The sequence below is a fragment of the Prevotella sp. LMAG:51 genome (assembly GCF_008680225.1).
GTDB lineage: Bacteria > Bacteroidota > Bacteroidia > Bacteroidales > Bacteroidaceae > Prevotella > Prevotella pectinovora.
Genome location: NZ_NALQ01000011.1, coordinates 36,739 through 56,170 on the forward strand (window position 1 = coordinate 36,739; position 19,432 = coordinate 56,170).

The following is a 19,432-nucleotide window of genomic DNA, read 5'->3' on the forward strand; positions in this document are numbered from 1 at the left end:
AATGCAGCAATCATCAAGAACGCGTATTTATTGACATGCCCTTATTTTATCAATCAAGTTTTTGTATTTAGGACATGACAAGCGAATTAGTAATCGACGTTCAACAGAAAGAAATCTCCATCGCCCTTCTTGAAGACAAGAATCTCGTGGAGTATCAGAACGAGCCGAGGTCGGCGTCGTTTTCTGTTGGAAACATCTACGTGGCAAAAGTCAAGAAGCTGATGCCGGGCTTGAATGCAAGCTTTGTAGATGTGGGCTATGAGCGTGATGCCTTTCTACACTATCTTGACCTCGGGAGTCAGTTCAACTCCTATGAAAAGTATATCAAACAGGTACAGAGCGACAGAAAGAAACTTTATCCCTTTGCCAAGGCGATGAGACTGCCCGACTTGAAGAAGGACGGCTCAGTGCAGAGCGAATTGCAGCAGGGACAGGAGGTACTGGTGCAAATCGTAAAAGAACCCATTTCAACGAAGGGACCGCGACTGACATGCGAATTGAGTTTCGCCGGACGTTACCTGGTCCTTATTCCATTTGATGATAAAGTTTCTGTTTCATCCAAAATTAAAAGCGGCGAGGAAAGGGCAAGACTCAAACAGCTCATCCACAGCATCAAGCCAAAGAACGTGGGCGTTATTGTGCGCACCGTGGCTGAGGGAAAGCGTGTGGCTGAACTGGACACAGAGCTGAAGGTACTGATGAAGCGGTGGGAGGACGCTATCAAGAAAGTACAGGAAACCCAAAAACGCCCGCAGTTGGTTTACGAAGAGACAAGCCGCGTCGTAGCAATGCTCCGCGACCTCTTCAACCCCTCGTACGAAAACATCTACGTGAATGACGAGGAGGTGTATAAGGAGGTGAAGCATTATGTAACGCTCATCGCTCCTGAGAAAGCAAACATCGTGAAGCTTTACAAGGGAACGGTGCCTATCTTTGACAACTTCAACGTAACAAAGCAGATCAAGTCGAGCTTCGGAAAGATTGTAAACTATAAGCATGGTGCTTATCTTATCATAGAACACACCGAAGCCCTTCATGTCGTTGATGTGAACAGCGGAAACCGCACACGTTCAAACAACGGACAGGAGGCTAATGCACTTGACGTGAACCTCGGAGCTGCTGATGAGCTGGCCCGCCAGTTGCGTCTTCGCGATATGGGCGGCATCATCGTGGTGGACTTCATCGACATGAGTCTTGCCGAGGACCGTCAGATTCTTTATGAACGCATGTGCAAGAACATGCAGAAAGACCGTGCACGCCACAATATCCTGCCGCTGAGCAAGTTCGGACTGATGCAGATAACGCGTCAGCGTGTGCGTCCAGCCATGGATGTCAATGTGGAAGAGACCTGCCCTACATGCTTTGGAAAGGGAAAGATAAAGTCGAGCATACTTTTCACAGACCAGTTGGAGAACAAAATTGACAAGTTGGTCAACAAGATAGGAATAAAGAATTTCTATCTTCACGTACATCCGTATGTGGCTGCTTATATCAATCAGGGTATTTTCAGCCTTAAGCGTAAGTGGCAGATGAAATACGGATTTGGCGTACATGTCGTTTCTTCTCAGAAGATGGCTTTCTTGCAGTATGAATTCTATGACAGCAAGAAAGAGTTCATCGACATGAAGGAAGAGAGCGAGACGATGTAACAAGCGTAAAAGTAGTACAATCATTGTGCGGCATCATACAGCCGTAGCTGATAGGAAAGGCAAAAAACTTACAACAAAAAAATCGGGAAGCGGACCAATTGTCCTGCTTCCCGAATTTTTTGTTATTGTAGTTATCCTGTTGAATCAGATACCGAGTTTCTTTCTAATATCCTTAGGAATGGCGTTCTTGTTAACCATGAAGTCCATAACCTTGTAAGCGCTGAAAGTCTTTGTCATATACCAGATTCCCTTGTAGTCGCCATACTCACCCCAAGAGTTCTTGATCATATAGTATTCCTTGCCGTTCTGGTCTTTTGCCAGACCGAAGAGGTGCATACCGTGGTCGTCTGTTGTCTCCCAATTGTCGAAAGCCTCCTGGCGCATCTCCTGTGTGAGCTTAACCTCAGGAGTGTTTACACCGAGAGAGTCGAGGAGATTTGTCTTCTGAGACTGAGTGAGCTTGAGCCATTTTGCAGCATCGCTTCCAGAAAGGCTCTGAACAGCCTTTGTGTCGATGGCAACAGCGAGACCCTGACGTGTGAAGCCCTGCTCTGAAACGTCGCCACCCCACATTACGCTGTAACCATTGTTGATAGCGTTGTCGATGATGCGGTTGATGTCCTCAACAGGAACGTTGTAGCTCATACCCCAGCGCCAGTTGTCCTGTACCTCTACAGCGAATGGCTTGTAGAATGGGTGGTGAGTGTAGCTTGTGATGCTTACATAGTCGTTCCAATCCAGACCGAAGCTGTCAGCGAATGTTCTTGGAGTGTAGGTCTTTCCCTCATACTTGAAAGACTCTGGGCACTTGCCGAGATAAGTGTCGAGGATAGCCTGCAGACCTTTCTTCCATGCTGGAGACAATTTCTTCATGTTGCTCTTTGCTACAGCCTCTACGTATGGAGTCATTACAGCGAAGAACTCGTTGAAGTTGTTCAGAGAGTCACCATAGAGTGAGCCAGGTGCCGGCATAGCGTCCTCTGGGCAGATACCATAGTTTTTCAGGCAGTACAATGCATCCTCAGCAGAACCACCCTGAGAGAATGAAACGTCACCATGCATGCGAACTGCAGTGATAGCGCGGTCCATGTAAGTCTTGTTTGCAACAAAAGCCTCGCAGAGGTCTACGCTCTTGCCAGTCTTTCTCAAGATTTCGCTCTCGAAGAAAGAGAGAGTAGAGTAGTCCCAGCAGGTACCGCTTCTGCTCTGGTCCTTGATGCTTGTGATCTTACATTCTTTGATTGTGGTGAATACCGGCTTGTTCTTGTTTGCCGATTCCTTCTTCTCCTGAGCATTGGCTCCCATAGCGAGGCAAGCCAAGAGGGCTAACGTTAGAATTTTTTTCATTTTGTATTGTTTATAAATAAATTAATGTTTTATGATTTTCTGCGTTTTATATCATGTAATCATGAACTTAGTTCTTGCTCATGAAATCCTCAACGTCTTTTGGATGATATGGGATACGCTCCTCGCCGAGGAAGCGGCAGCCGTCGCTTGTGATGAGAATGTCGTCCTCGATACGGATTCCACCGAAATCCTTGTATGTCTCCAGCTTTTCATAGTTGATGAAGTCCTTGTGGAGACCCTTAGCGCGCCATTCGTCGATGAGGGCTGGGATGAAGTAGATTCCCGGTTCGTCTGTAACAACGAAGCCTTCTTCAAGTCGGCGGCCCATGCGCAGGCAGTTTGTTCCGAACTGCTCCAGATTAGGTCTTGTTTCATCGTCAAAGCCCACGTAGGTTTGTCCGAGTCCCTCCATGTCGTGTACGTCCATACCCATCATGTGGCCCAGTCCGTGAGGCAGGAACATGGCGTGAGCGCCAGCCCTTACAGCCTCCTCCGTATCGCCCATCATGAGTCCGAGCTCCTTCAGTCTGTCTGTCATAAGGCGGCAAACGTCCATGTGCACGTCGAAATACTTGACGCCAGGCTTTGAAATTTTCAAGGCGAGGTCGTGGCAATCCTCCACGATAGAATAAATCTCAAGCTGTCTTTGAGTGAATTTTCCGTTTACAGGGAATGTTCTGGTATTGTCAGAGCAATAGTGTTCCATTGTCTCGCCGCCACAGTCGCAGAGAGCCAGTCGTCCGCTTTCGAGCACTGCCATTGAAGGATTTCCGTGCATAATCTCACCATGCTGTGAGAAGATTGTAGGGAAGCTTACCATCGCACCATACGAGTTGGCAATACCGTTTACCTGTCCGCCTACGTATTTCTCTGTCACTCCAGGCTTTGTCACACGCATCGCTGTGGTGTGCATCTTGTAACCGATAGCGCAAGCACGCTCGATTTCCTCGATTTCCTGCTGTTCCTTGGTAGAACGCATCTTCACCACTGCCTTTATCAGTTCAACAGATGCAGCCTCGCGCTGTTTGCTTGGATGAATGCCGAGCAGGTCGAAAATCTGTATCATGGTGTCATGACGGTAAGGCGGCAGGAAATGTATCGTGCGTTTCTCTTTCATGGCGTTGTCGCAGATAACCTGAAGCTGCTTCATCGGTGCGCTTTCTTTCACTCCTGCGTGTTCTGCCATATCATGAACGCTGTCAACGCTTCCATACCATACGATGTCGTCGATATCGATGTCGTTGCCGATAAGCAACTCCTTGTCGTTGTCAACGTCGATTACTCCAACGAGTCCGTCTCTCTTCGGTCCGAAATAATAAAGGAAAGTAGAGTCCTGACGGAATGGATAATATCCGTTAGCCGGGAAATTCGCCGGAGACTCATTGTTGCCGAAAAGGATTATGATACCGCTCTTTACGAGCTTCTTGAGCTCGGCGCGTCGGTTGACGTAGGTTTCTTTGCTGAACATATCGTGTGTTTTATCTTTATATTATAAATATGTGAAATCGAGTCGCTTTGTACAATTTCATTGTCGTGACTCCTTGTATCTAAATCAGCGTTGTGACAGATTTGAGAAGTCTTTGCAAATTTGAATTTACATGCTATGAAACATTGATCAAGTTGATTCTTCTGTTTTTCTTTTGTTACATTGAAGGTTCACATCGGAGCCAAATGAGCAAAACGAGACATGCCCAATCTTTGCCATGGCAAGAAAAAGCTGCACGGTTGTGCAAGTTTTCTCTTTGCAAAGATAGATATAATTGCTTGAAAAGCATTATCTTTGCATAGAATTTTATAGATTTTTCGTTATAATTCCTTTAATACGTGTAGCTTTTACAAGCTATATAGGCTCTTTTTAGGGAAAAAACAGATACTTATGAAAGTAAATTGGAACACGGGATTAGTACTTGAGGGAGGCGGTATGCGTGGCGTCTTCACCAGCGGAGTGCTTGACGGATTCATGAAACACGACGTGTATTTCCACTATGTCGTGGCTGTTTCGGCAGGTGCCTGCAACGGCTTGTCATACATGAGTCATCAGATAAGGAGAGCGCGCATCTCAAACATCGATTTTCTCCTCAAGTATAAATACATCGGTCTGCGCTACCTCTTCTCGCAGGGATGCATCATCGACCGCAAGCTTCTTTACGAAGATTTTCCCGAAAAGCTGTTGCCTTATGATTACGATGCATACTTCAACAATCCCGATGAGTTTGAGATGGTCACAACGAATTGTCTTACCGGCAGACCGTGTTATCTCTCGGAGCGAAAGGACAAGCAGCGTCTTATCGATATCGTGATGGCATCGAGCAGTCTGCCATACGTGAGCAAGATTGTGAACGTAGACGGTGTGCCTATGCTCGACGGGGGTATAGTAGACAGCATCCCGCTGATGCGTTCTATAGAGAGGGGACACAAGACCAATGTGCTTGTGCTCACCCGCAACAAGGGCTACCGTTTGACAGAACACGACCATAAGATTCCCCATTTCATATACAAGGGCTATCCTCGTCTGCGTGTGGCGCTGAGCCATCGCTGCGAGGCTTACAACCGTCAGCTCGATATGATTGACGAGATGGAAGAGAAGGGTGAGATAATATGTATACGTCCTGAGAGACCGATGGAGGTGGGGCGCTTGGAGAGAGACCTCGACAAACTCGAACGTCTATACGAGGAAGGCTTCATGCTCGGAGAGAAGTTTTGCAGGGAGTATATGCAGTAGGCATTCCCTCTTCTCCGGACATTGCATATAAAACTATCCGTGAATAATGACAATGACCGGAAGGTTCAATTCGGTTTATGGATTTGAAGGGAAACTTCACAGAATATCATTTTGTTTGATGATAACTCGTATATCATGCAGATTTTGTAACTTTGAATTTTAATAGCAATCATTATAATGGACGAAAGACAGAGAATACTGCAGCTCAGGAAAGAGTTGCATGATCATAACTATAAATACTACGTGCTCAACCAACCGGAAATCACTGACCAGCAGTTTGATTTCATGATGCACGAACTGCAAGACCTTGAGGCGAGACATCCTGAACTTGCCGACCCGAACTCACCAACGCAGCGAGTGGGTAGCGACCTCGGACATGATTTCCAGCAGGTGGCACACAAGTATCCGATGCTCTCACTTGCCAATACATACAATGAACAGGATGTGGCAGAGTGGTACGACAGTGTGAAGCGTGGACTCGGAGGAGAGGATTTCGAGGTGTGCTGCGAGATGAAATACGACGGTCTTTCAATCAGTCTGACATACGTAGACGGTAAACTCATGAGAGGCGTTACCCGAGGCGATGGAGTGCATGGCGACGATGTGACCGACAATGTGAAGACCATCCGTTGCATCCCTCTCGTGCTGCCTGGCACTGGCTATCCTCATGAGTTTGAGATAAGAGGCGAGATTCTGATGCCGTGGAAAGTGTTTGAGCGTCTCAATGAGGAACGGGAGAAGGCAGAAGAACCACTTTTCGCCAATCCGCGCAATGCGGCGAGCGGAACGCTGAAGAGCCAGAGTTCGGCTCTCGTGGCAAGTCGTCAGCTCGATGCCTATCTGTATTATCTACTTGGCGAAGAACTGCCTGCTGACGGTCATTATGAGAACCTTATGGAAGCGAGCCGTTGGGGATTCAAGATCAGTCAGGGCATGAAGAAAGTGAAGACACTCGAAGAAATTTATGAATATATACGTTATTGGGACGCGGAGCGTAAGAACCTTCCCGTTGCCACCGACGGTATTGTGCTCAAGGTGAACTCCCTGCGGCAGCAGCGCATCCTCGGTTATACTGCCAAGAGTCCACGTTGGGCTATAGCCTATAAATACAAGGCGGAGAGAGCCTGCACGAAGCTCAACGAAGTGACATTCCAGGTGGGCAGGACGGGTGCTGTCACTCCTGTGGCTAATATGGACCCTGTGCAGTTGGCTGGAACCACTGTCAAGCGGGCTACACTCAACAACGAGGACTTCATACGTAGTCTTGACCTGCATATCGGTGATTATGTTTATGTGGAGAAAGGCGGAGAGATAATTCCAAAGATTGTAGGCGTTGACATCGACCAGCGTCCGATCATAGCCCAGCCCGTCCGTTTCATCACCCATTGTCCGGAGTGTGGCACACGCCTCGTGCGCTACGAGGGTGAGGCCGCATGGTATTGTCCGAACGATGCCGGTTGTCCTCCTCAGATAAAGGGGCGCATAGAGCATTTCATCTCCCGCAAGGCGATGAATATCGACAGTATCGGGCCGGAGACCGTTGACGACTTCTACCGTCAGGGACTTGTGCATAATGTTGCCGACCTCTACACCATCAACGTGCAGCAGATCAATGGCGACGGCAGCCGTCAGAAGTCAGCCATGAAGATTATCAATGGCATTGAGGCATCCAAGCAAGTGCCTTTTGAACGGGTGGTATTCGCCCTCGGAATCCGTTTCGTGGGAGAGACATCAGGAAAACTCATTGCACGCCATTTCAAGAATATCGATGCACTGAAAGATGCCACTCTGGAGCAGCTTCTCGAGATCGACGGCATTGGCGAAGTGATGGCAAAAAGCATAATGACGTATTTCCACAACGAGCAGAATCTCGAGATTGTCGAAAGGTTGCGAAGCTACGGTCTGCAGATGGCTCTGAGCGAGGAGCAGACAGCACAAGCCTCCGACAGACTCAAGGGAAAGAGCATCGTCATAAGCGGAGTGTTCCAGCATCATAGCCGTGACGAATACAAACTGATGATTGAGCAGCATGGCGGAAAGAATGTGGGGAGCATCAGCGGCAAGACGTCCTTTATCCTTGCAGGCGACAACATGGGACCGTCGAAATTGCAGAAGGCTGAAAAGCTCGGTATACAGATCGTCAGCGAAGATGATTTCCTGAATATGATAGAAGAATGATGGGCAACTTGTCAACTCGTCAACTTGTCAACAAATAAAACACTATGCCAATAATAAGAGTAACATCGCTCTCAGAGCCGGGACTTGAAGTATACGGTTCGCTGACAGAGCGTCAGTTGAAATCCTTCTATGACGATTTGGGAGGATTGTTCATCGCCGAGAGCCCTAAGGTGATAAAGGTAGCATTGGATGCAGGCTACGAGCCAGTGTCTGTCTTGTGTGAGGAAAAGCATATCGAGGGTGATGCCAAGGATATTATCCGCCGCTCCGGAGACATCCCCGTGTATATAGGCGAACGTGACCTTCTCGCTTCGCTCACGGGATATACGCTAACGAGAGGTGTGCTGTGTGCTATGCGTCGAAAACCAACTGTCAGCATAGCTGATGTGTGCCGGGATGCACATCGTGTGGCTGTGATAAACGGGGTGGTTGACAATACCAACATCGGTGCGATATTCCGTTCTGCGGCGGCTTTGGGCATTGATGCCGTTGTGGTGACGAGCAATTCCTGCGACCCGCTCAACCGCCGTTCTGTCAGAGTGTCGATGGGAACGGTGTTCCTTGTGCCATGGACGTGGTCTGACGATTATCAGCAGGAGCTCAACGCTCTGGGTTTCAATACAGTAGCTATGGCACTTACCGACAAGTCTGTTGCCATTGACGACGAACGGTTGAAGGCTGAAAACAAACTTGCAATAATTATGGGCACAGAGGGCGACGGACTGCCCCAGTATGCCATCGACGCAGCCGACTATGTGGCACGTATACCGATGTCGTATAATGTGGATTCGCTGAATGTTGCGGCAGCTTCGGCTGTGGCGTTCTGGGAACTGAGAAACAGATGACGCTGTTTCTCTTCATACAATGAAAATCGGTCGTTAGAGCTTAGTATCAAAACAAATTCGTGATACTTTTATATTGCTCTAATGACCGATTTTTGGGATTATCCCAAATCGGTCATTAGGGCTTGCTTGGATTTTGTTTTTTAGAAGAGTGGATTTTGTTTGGCTTTTAATGAGTAATAGCGAGCTATTGCGAATTAAAAAACGGACAAAAGACGCCTTATAAAAAGCAAAAGACTGCAAGCAGTTATAAAAAATACATGGAACGGTCTAATGATCGTTTTGGGATTATATCTCTACCACCTCTCCGTCGTAAGACAAATGCATACCTTCTGGAAGTTTCTGCTCAGCCTCGTCAAACAGTCCGATGTCGTGGCACATGTGGGTGAGGAACACTTGCTTGGCGCTTGTCTTGCGTGCAAACTTGAGGGCCTCGTCCACGAGCATGTGGGAATGGTGAGGCTTGGTGAAGCGAAGGGCATTTACCACCAGATAGTCAATGTCTTGCAGATAGTCGATTTCCCCCTCAGGTATGGTCTTCATGTCAGTTATGTAGGCGAGCCTGCCTATCTTGTATCCCAGTATAGGCAGCTTGTCGTGCATCACCTGTAGGGGTACGACCGTCAGCTCGTTGATCTTCAGTTCCTGGTGAGGATGAATATCATGCAGACTGATTTTGGGCACACCGGGGTAGGGATGTTCCACGAAGCAGTATGGCATCATGGACCGGAGACTTTTTTCAGAAATGGAATCGCTGTAGACATTGATGTCGCCGAATTGACAGAAAGGCCGCAAATCATCCATTCCTCCTACGTGGTCGTAGTGGGAGTGTGTCACGAGCACGGCGTCTATCTTGCGGAATTCCTGTCTGAGCATCTGTTCCCTGAAGTCCGGTCCGCAGTCTATCACAATCCTTGTCTGTTCCGTTTCCACCATTGCCGAGCATCTGGTGCGCCTGTCGCGAGGGTCATGGCTCTTGCAAACTTTGCAAGAGCAGCCTATCGTGGGCACACCAACCGATGTTCCTGTTCCGAGAAATGTAAGTTTCATATATATCAGATGATATTTACTTCGGGATGGATGTCGATGCCGAACTTCTTTTCCACGTCGCTGCGGATGCGGTCGCATAGCGCCACGATGTCATTGCCGGTGGCACCGCCCTTGTTCACGAGCACGAGGGCCTGTTTGGAGTGTACTCCGGCTCTGCCCAGCGTCTTGCCTTTCCATCCGCATTGGTCTATCATCCATCCAGCCGGAATCTTCTCGTGTGTGTCGTCCACATCGTAGTGAGGCATCTGTGGATATTTCTTGAGCAGTTCGTTGAACTTGTCCTTGCTTACCAAGGGGTTCATGAAGAAGCTGCCGGCGTTGCCTTCCACCTTAGGGTCAGGCAGCTTGGCGTCGCGGATCTTGATTATGGCGTTGCGTAGCTCGGCAGCCGTCGGGTCGCTGATACCCTCCTTGTCGAGTTCCGCACGGATGTTGCCGTAGTCGAGATGCGGGTTGAATACCAGCGACAGCTTGTAGGTCACGTGGGTAATCAGATATTTGTTCTTCCAGTCCTCCTTGAAACGGCTCTTGCGGTAGGCATACTCACACTGTTCGTTGGTGAAGTAGCAAGATTTGCCTGTGGCAATCTCCACAGCCTCCACTTTGTATATTATGTCCTTCACTTCAGCACCATACGCGCCGATGTTCTGTACAGCCGAGGCACCCACCTCACCAGGGATGAGCGACAGGTTTTCCGTGCCATACCATCCGTGTGCCACGCAGTGTGCCACGACATCGTCCCATGTTTCTCCGCTGCCGCATCTCACGAGCACTCCGCCATCGATGAATGTGGAGCTGATGCCCTTGATGGCAGAATGGATCACGGTGCCGTTGAAGTCTTTTGTCAGCAACAGATTACTTCCGCCACCGAGAAGCAACAACGGCATGTCCTCGTCGCTTATGTTCTTCACTGTCTCCTTGGCTTCCGCCACGCTGGAGAACTCTATGAAGCGGCTGCATTTAGCATCGATACCAAATGTGTTGTGCTGTGCCAGACTGTAGTTTCGTAAATCTTTCACTTTCTTTCTTTTTTTAAGTTTAAATTTAATTATCCTGAATTCTTGAATCTTTCAAAATCGCAGTGTAATTTCCTTGATGTTGCCTGACCTATACCTTTTTCATCCTTCAGACCGGTCTTGTCGGCTGATAGGGTTTTGAAAAGTGCGGTCGGAATTGAAAAACTCCCGTCGGCAGTTCTATTTGAACACTGCCGATAGGAGTCTTTCATGTATTATTGATTTTTTTCTTTTTTATTCTGAGAGTCGTGTCAGGAGCCATTTCTTGCCCCTTCTTACGAATGTCAGTTCCATCTCCATACCGTTGGCAATGCCTCGCATCACGAGAATCTTCTGGTTGCTCTGCGTGTATTTCTGTCCATACATTATGTTGTATATGAATCCAGAAGGCAACTCAGGAGCGAAAGCAGGCCATGTTTCTGGCAGGATGTCTCCGCTCATCGTGCTGAAGTCATCATCAGGGTCAGGACCATTGAAATGTATCGGGGAATTCAGATGGTGTGCCTGATAAGTCGAGTCGGTAGCGAATTTCTGATAGAAGTTGAGGAATGAGGCATTGTTGTTCTGATACATCGCCCCCGTGTTCACCTCCACGAGCATCCACTGTCCGTTTATGCGGTTGAAGATGTATTGTTTCACCTTCTTTTTCTTCAGATAGATTTTCTCCACCACTACATTGTTTATCGACGTGTCTTTCACGAGCTTCATCTGCTTGCGGTTGTCGAAGATAAGCGTGTAGTAACCCTGGTTCATAAAGAAATGTTCCATCTTCCATTGCCCCTTTTCGAGCAACTTCTCCGTTTTGCCGTTTACCACCTTCAGCGGAAACTTGATTCTCTTCATCTGCAGCTTTTTGTTTGCGGCGAAATTGAAGATGAAATCGTCAAACAACTCATCGGCTGCCTTTGGCATCGGCTGTTCCGTGATGAGCTGTTCCAGTGTGTCGGCAGCTGTTGTGTCGGTGGAGTCGGTCATCGTGGAGTCGGCTCCGGATGCTTTCTTGTCAGCGCATCCCGTTGTCGTCAGCATCATCGTGACGATTGTGATGACAACAAATAGAAATCCTTTTCTCATTGTCTTATTATACCGAGAAATAATCTTTTAGAATAATGTTTACTCTCAAATTTTCGCAAAAGTACATATTTTATCATATACTGTGCAAACATTTTCTTTAAAATTTTCGTTATAGCCTAAAACTCTTGACATAAGAGCGATATTTCCGCGTCGTCAGAAAATCGTCTTAACCCCAATCCTCCATTATGGCTTGACGGATAAATGGATGCAATAAGGCTCTTTCGTCTCTTTTTATGCGTGGTGCCAGCAGCCTGAAGTCAAATATATCGTGTCATTTGCACGTTTCTCGAAAAAATGCAGTAAATTTGCTCCCGAAATGGGTTCTGCCATCTTTTTGATGATAATGGTGTGAGCTTCTCCATATTTGAAATTACAAGAAAAATAGTATTTGGATATGATACTTGACAAGATTGAAAGCCTCCTTGCAGAGGTAAAAGAAATGAAAGCCTCGAATGCTGAGGAGATAGAGGCGTTGCGCCTGAAATATCTCAGCAAGAAAGGTGAGATCAATGCCGTAATGGCAGATTTTAGGAATGTACCTGCCGACCAGAAAAAAGAGGTGGGAATGAAAATCAACGAGCTCAAGCAGACTGCTCTCGAAAGGCTCAATGCCCTGCGTGATGCCATCGAAACAAGCGAAGACGGCGACCAGGGACTCGACCTGACAAGGACTGCCTATCCGATAAAGCTCGGAACACGCCATCCGCTGACCATCGTCAAGAACGAGATCATCGACATTTTCTCCCGTATGGGATTTGTGCTTGCTGATGGACCAGAGGCAGAAGACGACCTGCATGTGTTCACGAAGATGAATTTCGCCGCCGACCATCCTGCCCGCGACATGCAGGACACCTTCTTCATAGAGCAGAATCCAAACGATGTTACGAAGAACATCCTTCTTCGTAGCCACACAAGTTCGGTGCAGGCACGCGTGATGGAGACATCGCAGCCTCCTATCCGTATCATCTGTCCGGGACGAGTATATCGCAATGAGGCAATCACAGCACGTGCACACTGCTTCTTCCATCAGATAGAGGGACTCTACATCGACAAGAACGTATCGTTCACCGACCTCAAGCAGGTGCTCCTGACCTTTGCCCGCGAGATGTTCGGAGCAGACACAAAGATTCGTCTGCGTCCAAGCTATTTCCCATTCACGGAGCCAAGTGCCGAGATGGATATCTCATGCCACATCTGCGGCGGTAAGGGCTGCGGATTCTGCAAGCATACAGGATGGGTGGAAATCCTGGGCTGCGGAATGGTTGACCCCAACGTGTTGGAGCTTTGCGGCATAGACAGCAAGGTATATACCGGTTATGCCTTCGGCCTCGGTGTGGAGCGTATCACCAACCTGAAGTATCAGGTTTCAGACCTGCGTCTGTTCTCTGAGAACGATGTGCGCTTCCTTGAGGAGTTTGAGGGCGCTAAATAAAAAATCCATCTTCTCTCTTCCTGCAGACAACAGACGGCTTGCAGCCAGTCTTTGATGCGTATTTGTGAAGGTGGAAGAGATAAATATCATTAACGATCCCTGTTGACAATTATTTGATTGACAGGGATCGTTTCGTATCAAGACTTGCGTATGTCTGATAGACAACATCTTTAAAGGAAATGAATATGAAGAAAAAGGCCATCGTTGTGGGAGCCACGTCGGGCATAGGACTTGAGGTGGCACGTCTTCTGGCATCCGGCGGATATGAAGTCGGCATAGCAGGGCGTCGTGAGGAGAGACTCAGAGATATCATGCGTGAAACCGAAGGCATAGTTGCATACAGAAGAATCGACGTGAGAAGCGCTGAGGCACCGCAGCAGCTGCTCGACATGATACGGGAACTTGGCGGAATAGACCTCTATTTCCATAGTTCCGGCATCGGTTGGCAGAACGGTTCGCTTGAAGCAGACAAGGAGATTGCTACAGTGGAGACAAACGGAGTGGGATTTACGCGTATGGTGACGGCTGCATACAATTGGTTTGCCGATAGTGGGAAGGCAGGACGCATAGCCTGCATAACGTCGATTGCCGGCACGAAAGGACTGGGAGCTGCTCCTGCCTATTCTGCCACGAAACGCTTTCAGACGCATTATCTTGAATGCTTGTCGCAACAGGCACGGATGCGTCAGTTGCCTGTCCGCATCACCGATATACGGCCTGGTTTCGTGGCCACCGACCTGATAGCCGGCAGCAATTTCCCATTGCAACTGTCGGCAGACAGTGTGGCTGCCGACATAGTGAAGGCAGTGGAGAAGGGTAGAGAGGTGGTGACGATAGACTGGCGCTATCGTCTGCTCGTGGCTTTCTGGCGTTTGCTGCCGAGAAGTCTATGGGTAAGGCTGAGGTTCGTGAAATAGTGAAAAGAAAATGTATATGAATATAAGAACCATAATACTTGATTTCGACGGAACGATGGGCGATTCGCGCAGTCTTATCGTCAGGACTCTTCAACAGACAATATGCGAATGCCGCCTGCCACGGCGCACCGATGAGGAGTGTGCCGCCACTATCGGACTACCTCTGTATCAGGCTTTTGTCTCGCTGTTTGGCATTAGTGATGCTGATGGGCAACGTTGTGCTGATACTTACCGTCGCATCTTTATGGAGAACAAACAGGAGATGACTGTTAAGCCTTTCCCTAATGTCATTGATACCATACGCAAACTGAAAGCCTCAGGCAAGACCTTGGCGATAGCCAGCAGCAGGAGTCGGCAGTCGCTTGTGGAATACGTGAAGCAGTACGACATTATGGATTGCATCTCTTGTATTGTGGCTTCGGATGATATAGAGAATGCGAAGCCGGCACCAGACATGGTTCTGAGAGTTCTTGAATTAACCGGAGGTACCCCTGATACCACCCTTACCGTAGGTGATATGACATACGACATTGATATGGGTCGTACTGCCGGAACACTGACCTGTGGCGTGACTTACGGCAACGGTACTCGCGAAGATCTCTCTGATGCCGATTTTCTGATAGATGACTTCTCTGAATTGATGTCGCTTCTTTGAGACATTCCTGAAGACCTATTTGTGACAACGCTTTTATCGTCTTTAATTTCCCCCACAGCGTGGGGAACAGAACCCCCTAATGTGGGGTTTCATTCCCCACGCTAAGGGGGGAATTTACGGCTTATGGCTACTCTTGCAATTCAAAAGCCGAACAACCGCTTCTCACTATCAATGTTCTCTGTCTCTGCCGTCAGAAATAGTGCCACTACCTCCAAGTCAGAAAACTTGGGAACAGGACCACGATGTGGAACATTCCCCGATTCGTTGACGAGATTTTCAGAGAAAAGTTTGTGTAACTCAAGTATTTTGACGAATTTTGTATGAAGGCTGTACTTACGATGGGCTGTCTTTGATGTATCGGGAGATTATTCTGAAGGCTGCATTGATGGCGGAGTGGACTGCGGAAAAGAAGTCTGATCACCAAAGTAGCGCTTAAGTAGAAAAGATAGTGGCTGTAATGACCGATGATTATATTGGCGTTACTGAGATGATGAAACTATGTGGGATTAAGATAACAAAATGTGAAAGATGCACGAAGAAAGAATATTCCTTATGAAAAGACCTTTGCAATGGTCATACCTTACAAGTGGATTACCAATTCCAAGGGTATTCCAGCAACTTACGTATGACATTTTGGGCAAACGTCTCAATGCCAAGGAAAGCACTGATGTTAGAATAATGTTAGGTGGGGAAATGTTCTATACCAAGATAAATAATATCGGCTTTGATCAAAATAAGTACAATCATACAGAAATTCTACAGTTCAAATACGACAGCAATAAAATGCTTCTTGGAAAATTACAAGAAATATTCGAGAAGGAATATCGGTATTGTTTGGATGAACGTTCTGAAAGACCTAAGGGTAGCAATAAAAGGATTAACATCGCCGACAAGTATGATACTCAAATCATTGTTTATGGCACATCGGAACCAGGCTTGTTCGTTTGGGAGCCTGTATTTGAAGATGTCATTAAACAGTCAAAGGAAGAAATCGCTCAAATGACAGAAGAAGAATACGAGACATTTGTAGAGTGCCAAGACCCTACTGCTAAAGTTGTCCGTAAATCAATAATGCAAAATGTTCGCGAATTAGATCGGTCGATTGGAGAGTCGTTGAAGATGACTTATGGATATAGATGTCAGATGACAGGTGAATATGTTGGTGAACAGCATGGCGTAAGTTGTGTTGAAGCTCATCATATTCTCCCTTTCGTAGAAAGTCTTGATAATAGTACAGATAATTTAATGGTGTTGTCACCTAATTATCATCGCATCATTCACAAGGCAAAACCTCATTTTAATCGAAAAACCTTGTCATTTGAATATCCTAACGGATTAATTGAAAAGGTAAAACTTAACTTGCATTTGTAGCATGAAACAACTGGTACATAACAAAGTAGTCAATAAATTATGGCTCTTCGTCAATTTAGGTGGTAAAAAGATGTTTGTTTATGGTTTTAATAGGGCTTGCTAATATTTATGAATGATAATGGGATATTTCTAATTAAAAGCAAATGGCTGCAAGCTGTTGATGAATAAGACTGAATAACCCCCGAAAATATTTATTGATTTTCGGGGGTTATCTCAATTACCGATTGAAGGTAATCCGGTTATTGTTATTTCAGCAGGTCTGGTCGCAGGCGCTTCGTTCTTTCGTAGCTCTGCTCCATCTCCCAATCCTTTATCTTTGCCTCGTTGCCGCTGAGCAGTATGTCGGGCACTTTCCAGCCTTTGTATTCTGCCGGTCTGGTGTAGATAGGTGCTGAGAGCATGTCGTCTTGGAAACAGTCGGACAGGGCGCTCTGCTCGTCGCTTATCACTCCCGGCACTATACGTACGATGGCGTCTGCCATAACGGCAGCAGCAAGCTCGCCGCCGGTGAGCACATAGTCGCCGATGCTTATCTCGCGAGTGATGAGATGTTCGCGGATGCGGTGGTCGATGCCTTTGTAGTGGCCACACAGGATGATGAGGTTCTGCTTCATCGACAGGTCGTTTGCCACGTGCTGGTTGAACTGTTCTCCGTCGGGCGAGGTGAATATCACTTCGTCGTAGTCGCGCTCAGCTTTCAGGGCCGAGATGCAGCGGTCTATAGGTTCACACTGCATCACCATGCCGGCAAATCCGCCGTATGGATAATCGTCCACTCTTTTCCACTTGTCGGCAGAGTAGTCACGCAGATTGTGCAGATGGATTTCTGCCAGTCCTTTCTTCTGTGCCCTTGCCAGGATAGACTCATTGCAGAAGCCTTCGATCATGGCTGGGAGCACGGTGATAATGTCAATTCTCATATTTTTCGTTAGAGTTCCTTCTTCAGCGCCTCTGCCATTTCGGTATACTCAGCGTCGGTGAGATATACTTTCTTTGGGTTCATCTGGAACACGCCGCCGAAGTCTGGTCCGCCCTTGTATTTCGGTATCAGGTGGAAGTGGAGGTGAGACAGCGTGTCAGAATAGGCGCCATAGTTAATTTTGTCAGGGTTGAATACTTTCTGCATGGCACGTGTCACCTTTGCCACGTCGGCCATGAATGCGTTGCGCTCCTCGTCGCTCAGAAGGTTCAGGTCGTCCACATGGTCTTTGTATGCCACGAGGCAACGGCCATGATAGGTCTGCTCCTTGAAGATGAACACTCGTGAAACGCTGAGTTTCGCTACTTCGATCATCAGATCGTGCAATGTCTCATTGTTCTGGCAATAGAGACAGTCTTTTGGGTCGCTATTCATTTTTTTCTTTGTTTTTAGTTGATAGTTTCTTATTCAGTCAATTTTGTCGCAAAGGTAGCAAAAAAACCGCAAGCATCAGCTATAATCATCTGAAATGTGAATAAGTGACGATAAAATAATACCTTGGTACGATTTGAGTGAGAAATGTAACCTCTCCTTAGAAGGTCTGACAACACAGCGGACTCTTATTTGAACAGCAGCGTTATCATCGGTATTGTGAATATCGACGCCACTGTGGTGATGAACGTGATCTCTGTCATGAGAGCAGGGTTGCGCCCGTATTTCAGACAGAACATAGTGCCGTAGGATGCTGCCGGCATGGCAATAACTACGGTGTTTATGGCATTCACCACTTCGCTCACTCCCAGAGCCTTGAATAGGAAAAACAGCGATAGAGGAATGATGCAGAGTCTCAATAGCGATGCCACGTAGACCTTCGGGGTGCCGATGATGTCGTGTAGCGGCAGACGTGCCATCGACGAACCTATTATCATCAGCGCTGCCGGAACCGTTATGTTGCCCACCATCGTTACCGGCTTGGCTATCAGTTCGGGAGTGCGGATATTGAATGCCACAAGTAGGGCAGCGGCAAAGGCGGCTATCATTGCCGGCGAGAACAATATCTTGGGGTTGAGTTGCTTGATGCTGTATTCTCCCTTGATGAGCATCACGCCGGCTGTGAATATGAAGAAGGTGTTGGGCATGTTCAGCAGGGCGGCATAGAATATGGCGTGAGGTCCGAATATCGATGCCACTATGGGATAGCCGATGAAACCAACGTTAGCAAACATCAGTGTGAATCCGATCATTCCCTGGGCGTCGTGGTCTTTGGCTATGAATCTCGGTACGAAGAATCCGAATGCCAGAAGTATGATGTATGTCAGTATGCTTACTCCCAGCAGCGGTAGAATCAGCGTGCGGTCGGGCAGCGTGTCGCCCATTACCGACGAGAGGATAAGCGACGGACAGGTGATGTCGATAACTATAGTAGACAGTTTCTGGTCGAACTTGTCGCCCATATATCCGAGTTTGCATAGCACGTAGCCCAATATGACGATGATGAACAGAGTCACCATCACTTCCAGATTTTCCATTATCCTGATTTGTTTCGTCTTACTTGTTATATGATGCCCATCATCTGCAGGATGTATGGAGTCAGTATGGCGGTGAATATGCCGTTGAGCGTAAGTCCAAGCGACGCATAGGCCCCATGCTCCATTCCATGTTCCATAGCTGCCGATGTTCCCACGGCATGTGATGCTGTGCCGAGCGAGATTCCCTGGGATGAGGGCATTCCGATGTGGCCGTATTTGAGGATTCTGAATCCTGTTATGGCTCCGAAGATGCCGACGAACACCACTATCGTGGCGGTGAGAGATGGTATGCCGCCGATGCTCTGTGTCACTTCCATTGCAATTGGTGTGGTGACAGATTTTGCTGCCAGCGAGAGCACCACGATGCGGGATGCACCGAAATACTGTGCCAGGGCAACGACCGACACTATGCCGACAAGGCATCCCACGAGCTGCGACATGAATATCGGCACCATTTCATGCTTTATGGAGTGGAGCTGCTTGTATAGCGGAACACCGAGCGACACCACGGCGGGCTTGAGCCAGAAGTCTATCTTCGAACCGCTTAACTTGTAGGTTTCATAATCAATGTCGGCTATCGTGAGAAAGCATATCATGAAGGCTATGCTCACCAGAATGGGATTGAAAACCGGCAGCTGCAGCATTTTTCTTACGAGCTTGGCGAGGAAATATACTCCGAACGTCAGCGTAAGCAGGAAATAATCGTTGTTGAGGTATTCGTGGATATCCAT

General features: G+C 47.6%; 17 protein-coding genes and 1 pseudogene. 8 read left to right on the top strand and 10 right to left on the bottom strand.

The window, feature by feature from the left end; all coding sequences use genetic code 11:
* Positions 1 to 74 precede the first annotated feature (74 nt).
* Positions 75 to 1,649: an Rne/Rng family ribonuclease gene (locus CCC32_RS03965; protein ID WP_022315867.1), complete on the top strand. Its 1,575-nt coding sequence runs from the start codon at positions 75 to 77 to the stop codon at positions 1,647 to 1,649.
* 144 nt (positions 1,650 to 1,793) lie between these two features.
* On the opposite strand, the gene CCC32_RS03970 is transcribed toward CCC32_RS03965, so the two are convergent.
* Together CCC32_RS03970 and CCC32_RS03975 are read right to left on the bottom strand one after the other, a co-directional pair.
* Positions 1,794 to 2,996: a C1 family peptidase gene (locus tag CCC32_RS03970; RefSeq protein WP_287072480.1), complete on the bottom strand. Its 1,203-nt coding sequence runs from the start codon at positions 2,994 to 2,996 to the stop codon at positions 1,794 to 1,796.
* A 67-nt stretch (positions 2,997 to 3,063) separates the two neighbouring features.
* Positions 3,064 to 4,464 (bottom strand): aminopeptidase P family protein, encoded by a 1,401-nt coding sequence (locus CCC32_RS03975; RefSeq protein ID WP_022315870.1) that lies wholly within the window; start codon positions 4,462 to 4,464, stop codon positions 3,064 to 3,066.
* Between the two features lie 408 nt (positions 4,465 to 4,872).
* On the opposite strand from CCC32_RS03975, the gene CCC32_RS03980 reads away from it, so the two are divergent.
* The 3 genes from CCC32_RS03980 (at position 4,873) to CCC32_RS03990 (ending at position 8,741) form a co-directional block, all read left to right on the top strand.
* The gene (locus tag CCC32_RS03980) at positions 4,873 to 5,718 is read left to right on the top strand and encodes a patatin-like phospholipase family protein (protein WP_022315871.1); all 846 of its coding nucleotides are present in this window, start codon (positions 4,873 to 4,875) and stop codon (positions 5,716 to 5,718) included.
* Between the two features lie 177 nt (positions 5,719 to 5,895).
* Positions 5,896 to 7,896, top strand: coding sequence for an NAD-dependent DNA ligase LigA (ligA, locus tag CCC32_RS03985; protein WP_042519564.1), 2,001 nt, complete (start codon positions 5,896 to 5,898; stop codon positions 7,894 to 7,896).
* Between the two features lie 44 nt (positions 7,897 to 7,940).
* The gene (locus tag CCC32_RS03990) at positions 7,941 to 8,741 is read left to right on the top strand and encodes a TrmH family RNA methyltransferase (RefSeq protein WP_287072484.1); all 801 of its coding nucleotides are present in this window, start codon (positions 7,941 to 7,943) and stop codon (positions 8,739 to 8,741) included.
* A gap of 285 nt (positions 8,742 to 9,026) precedes the next feature.
* Here the strand turns inward: CCC32_RS03990 and CCC32_RS03995 are convergent, their stop codons facing one another.
* The 3 genes from CCC32_RS03995 to CCC32_RS04005 all read right to left on the bottom strand — a co-directional run bounded on the left by CCC32_RS03995 (position 9,027) and on the right by CCC32_RS04005 (position 11,878).
* Complete coding sequence (locus CCC32_RS03995) at positions 9,027 to 9,788, bottom strand: MBL fold metallo-hydrolase (RefSeq protein ID WP_287072487.1); 762 nt, start codon at positions 9,786 to 9,788, stop codon at positions 9,027 to 9,029.
* 5 nt (positions 9,789 to 9,793) lie between these two features.
* Positions 9,794 to 10,807: a UDP-N-acetylmuramate dehydrogenase gene (gene murB, locus CCC32_RS04000; protein WP_287072490.1), complete on the bottom strand. Its 1,014-nt coding sequence runs from the start codon at positions 10,805 to 10,807 to the stop codon at positions 9,794 to 9,796.
* Positions 10,808 to 11,038: 231 nt separating this feature from the next.
* The gene (locus CCC32_RS04005) at positions 11,039 to 11,878 is read right to left on the bottom strand and encodes a DUF4348 domain-containing protein (protein ID WP_022315877.1); all 840 of its coding nucleotides are present in this window, start codon (positions 11,876 to 11,878) and stop codon (positions 11,039 to 11,041) included.
* A gap of 394 nt (positions 11,879 to 12,272) precedes the next feature.
* On the opposite strand from CCC32_RS04005, the gene pheS reads away from it, so the two are divergent.
* The 3 genes from pheS to CCC32_RS04020 all read left to right on the top strand — a co-directional run bounded on the left by pheS (position 12,273) and on the right by CCC32_RS04020 (position 14,882).
* Positions 12,273 to 13,310: a phenylalanine--tRNA ligase subunit alpha gene (gene pheS / locus CCC32_RS04010; RefSeq protein ID WP_022315878.1), complete on the top strand. Its 1,038-nt coding sequence runs from the start codon at positions 12,273 to 12,275 to the stop codon at positions 13,308 to 13,310.
* A gap of 185 nt (positions 13,311 to 13,495) precedes the next feature.
* Positions 13,496 to 14,227, top strand: a complete 732-nt coding sequence (locus tag CCC32_RS04015; RefSeq protein WP_022315879.1) for an SDR family NAD(P)-dependent oxidoreductase — start codon at positions 13,496 to 13,498, stop codon at positions 14,225 to 14,227.
* A gap of 16 nt (positions 14,228 to 14,243) precedes the next feature.
* A complete protein-coding gene (locus CCC32_RS04020; RefSeq protein ID WP_287072494.1) occupies positions 14,244 to 14,882 on the top strand; it encodes an HAD family hydrolase in 639 nt (212 codons plus the stop codon).
* Positions 14,883 to 15,025: 143 nt separating this feature from the next.
* Here CCC32_RS04020 and CCC32_RS04025 read toward each other — a convergent pair.
* Positions 15,026 to 15,223, bottom strand: a pseudogene (locus tag CCC32_RS04025) (IS982 family transposase); the annotation flags it as partial.
* Positions 15,224 to 15,434: 211 nt separating this feature from the next.
* Here CCC32_RS04025 and CCC32_RS04030 point away from each other — a divergent pair.
* Positions 15,435 to 16,253, top strand: coding sequence for an HNH endonuclease signature motif containing protein (locus tag CCC32_RS04030; RefSeq protein ID WP_156132535.1), 819 nt, complete (start codon positions 15,435 to 15,437; stop codon positions 16,251 to 16,253).
* A 245-nt stretch (positions 16,254 to 16,498) separates the two neighbouring features.
* Here the strand turns inward: CCC32_RS04030 and trmD are convergent, their stop codons facing one another.
* The 4 genes from trmD to CCC32_RS04050 form a co-directional block, all read right to left on the bottom strand.
* A complete protein-coding gene (trmD, locus tag CCC32_RS04035) occupies positions 16,499 to 17,173 on the bottom strand; it encodes a tRNA (guanosine(37)-N1)-methyltransferase TrmD (protein ID WP_022315883.1) in 675 nt (224 codons plus the stop codon).
* Positions 17,174 to 17,181: 8 nt separating this feature from the next.
* Complete coding sequence (locus tag CCC32_RS04040) at positions 17,182 to 17,640, bottom strand: HIT family protein (RefSeq protein ID WP_330072000.1); 459 nt, start codon at positions 17,638 to 17,640, stop codon at positions 17,182 to 17,184.
* Between the two features lie 152 nt (positions 17,641 to 17,792).
* Positions 17,793 to 18,701 carry an AEC family transporter gene (locus tag CCC32_RS04045; protein ID WP_042519567.1) on the bottom strand — a complete coding sequence of 303 codons (909 nt, stop codon included), beginning with the start codon at positions 18,699 to 18,701 and terminating at the stop codon, positions 17,793 to 17,795.
* Between the two features lie 26 nt (positions 18,702 to 18,727).
* On the bottom strand, positions 18,728 to 19,432 hold the full coding sequence (locus CCC32_RS04050; protein WP_022315886.1) for an LrgB family protein: 705 nt from the start codon (positions 19,430 to 19,432) through the stop codon (positions 18,728 to 18,730).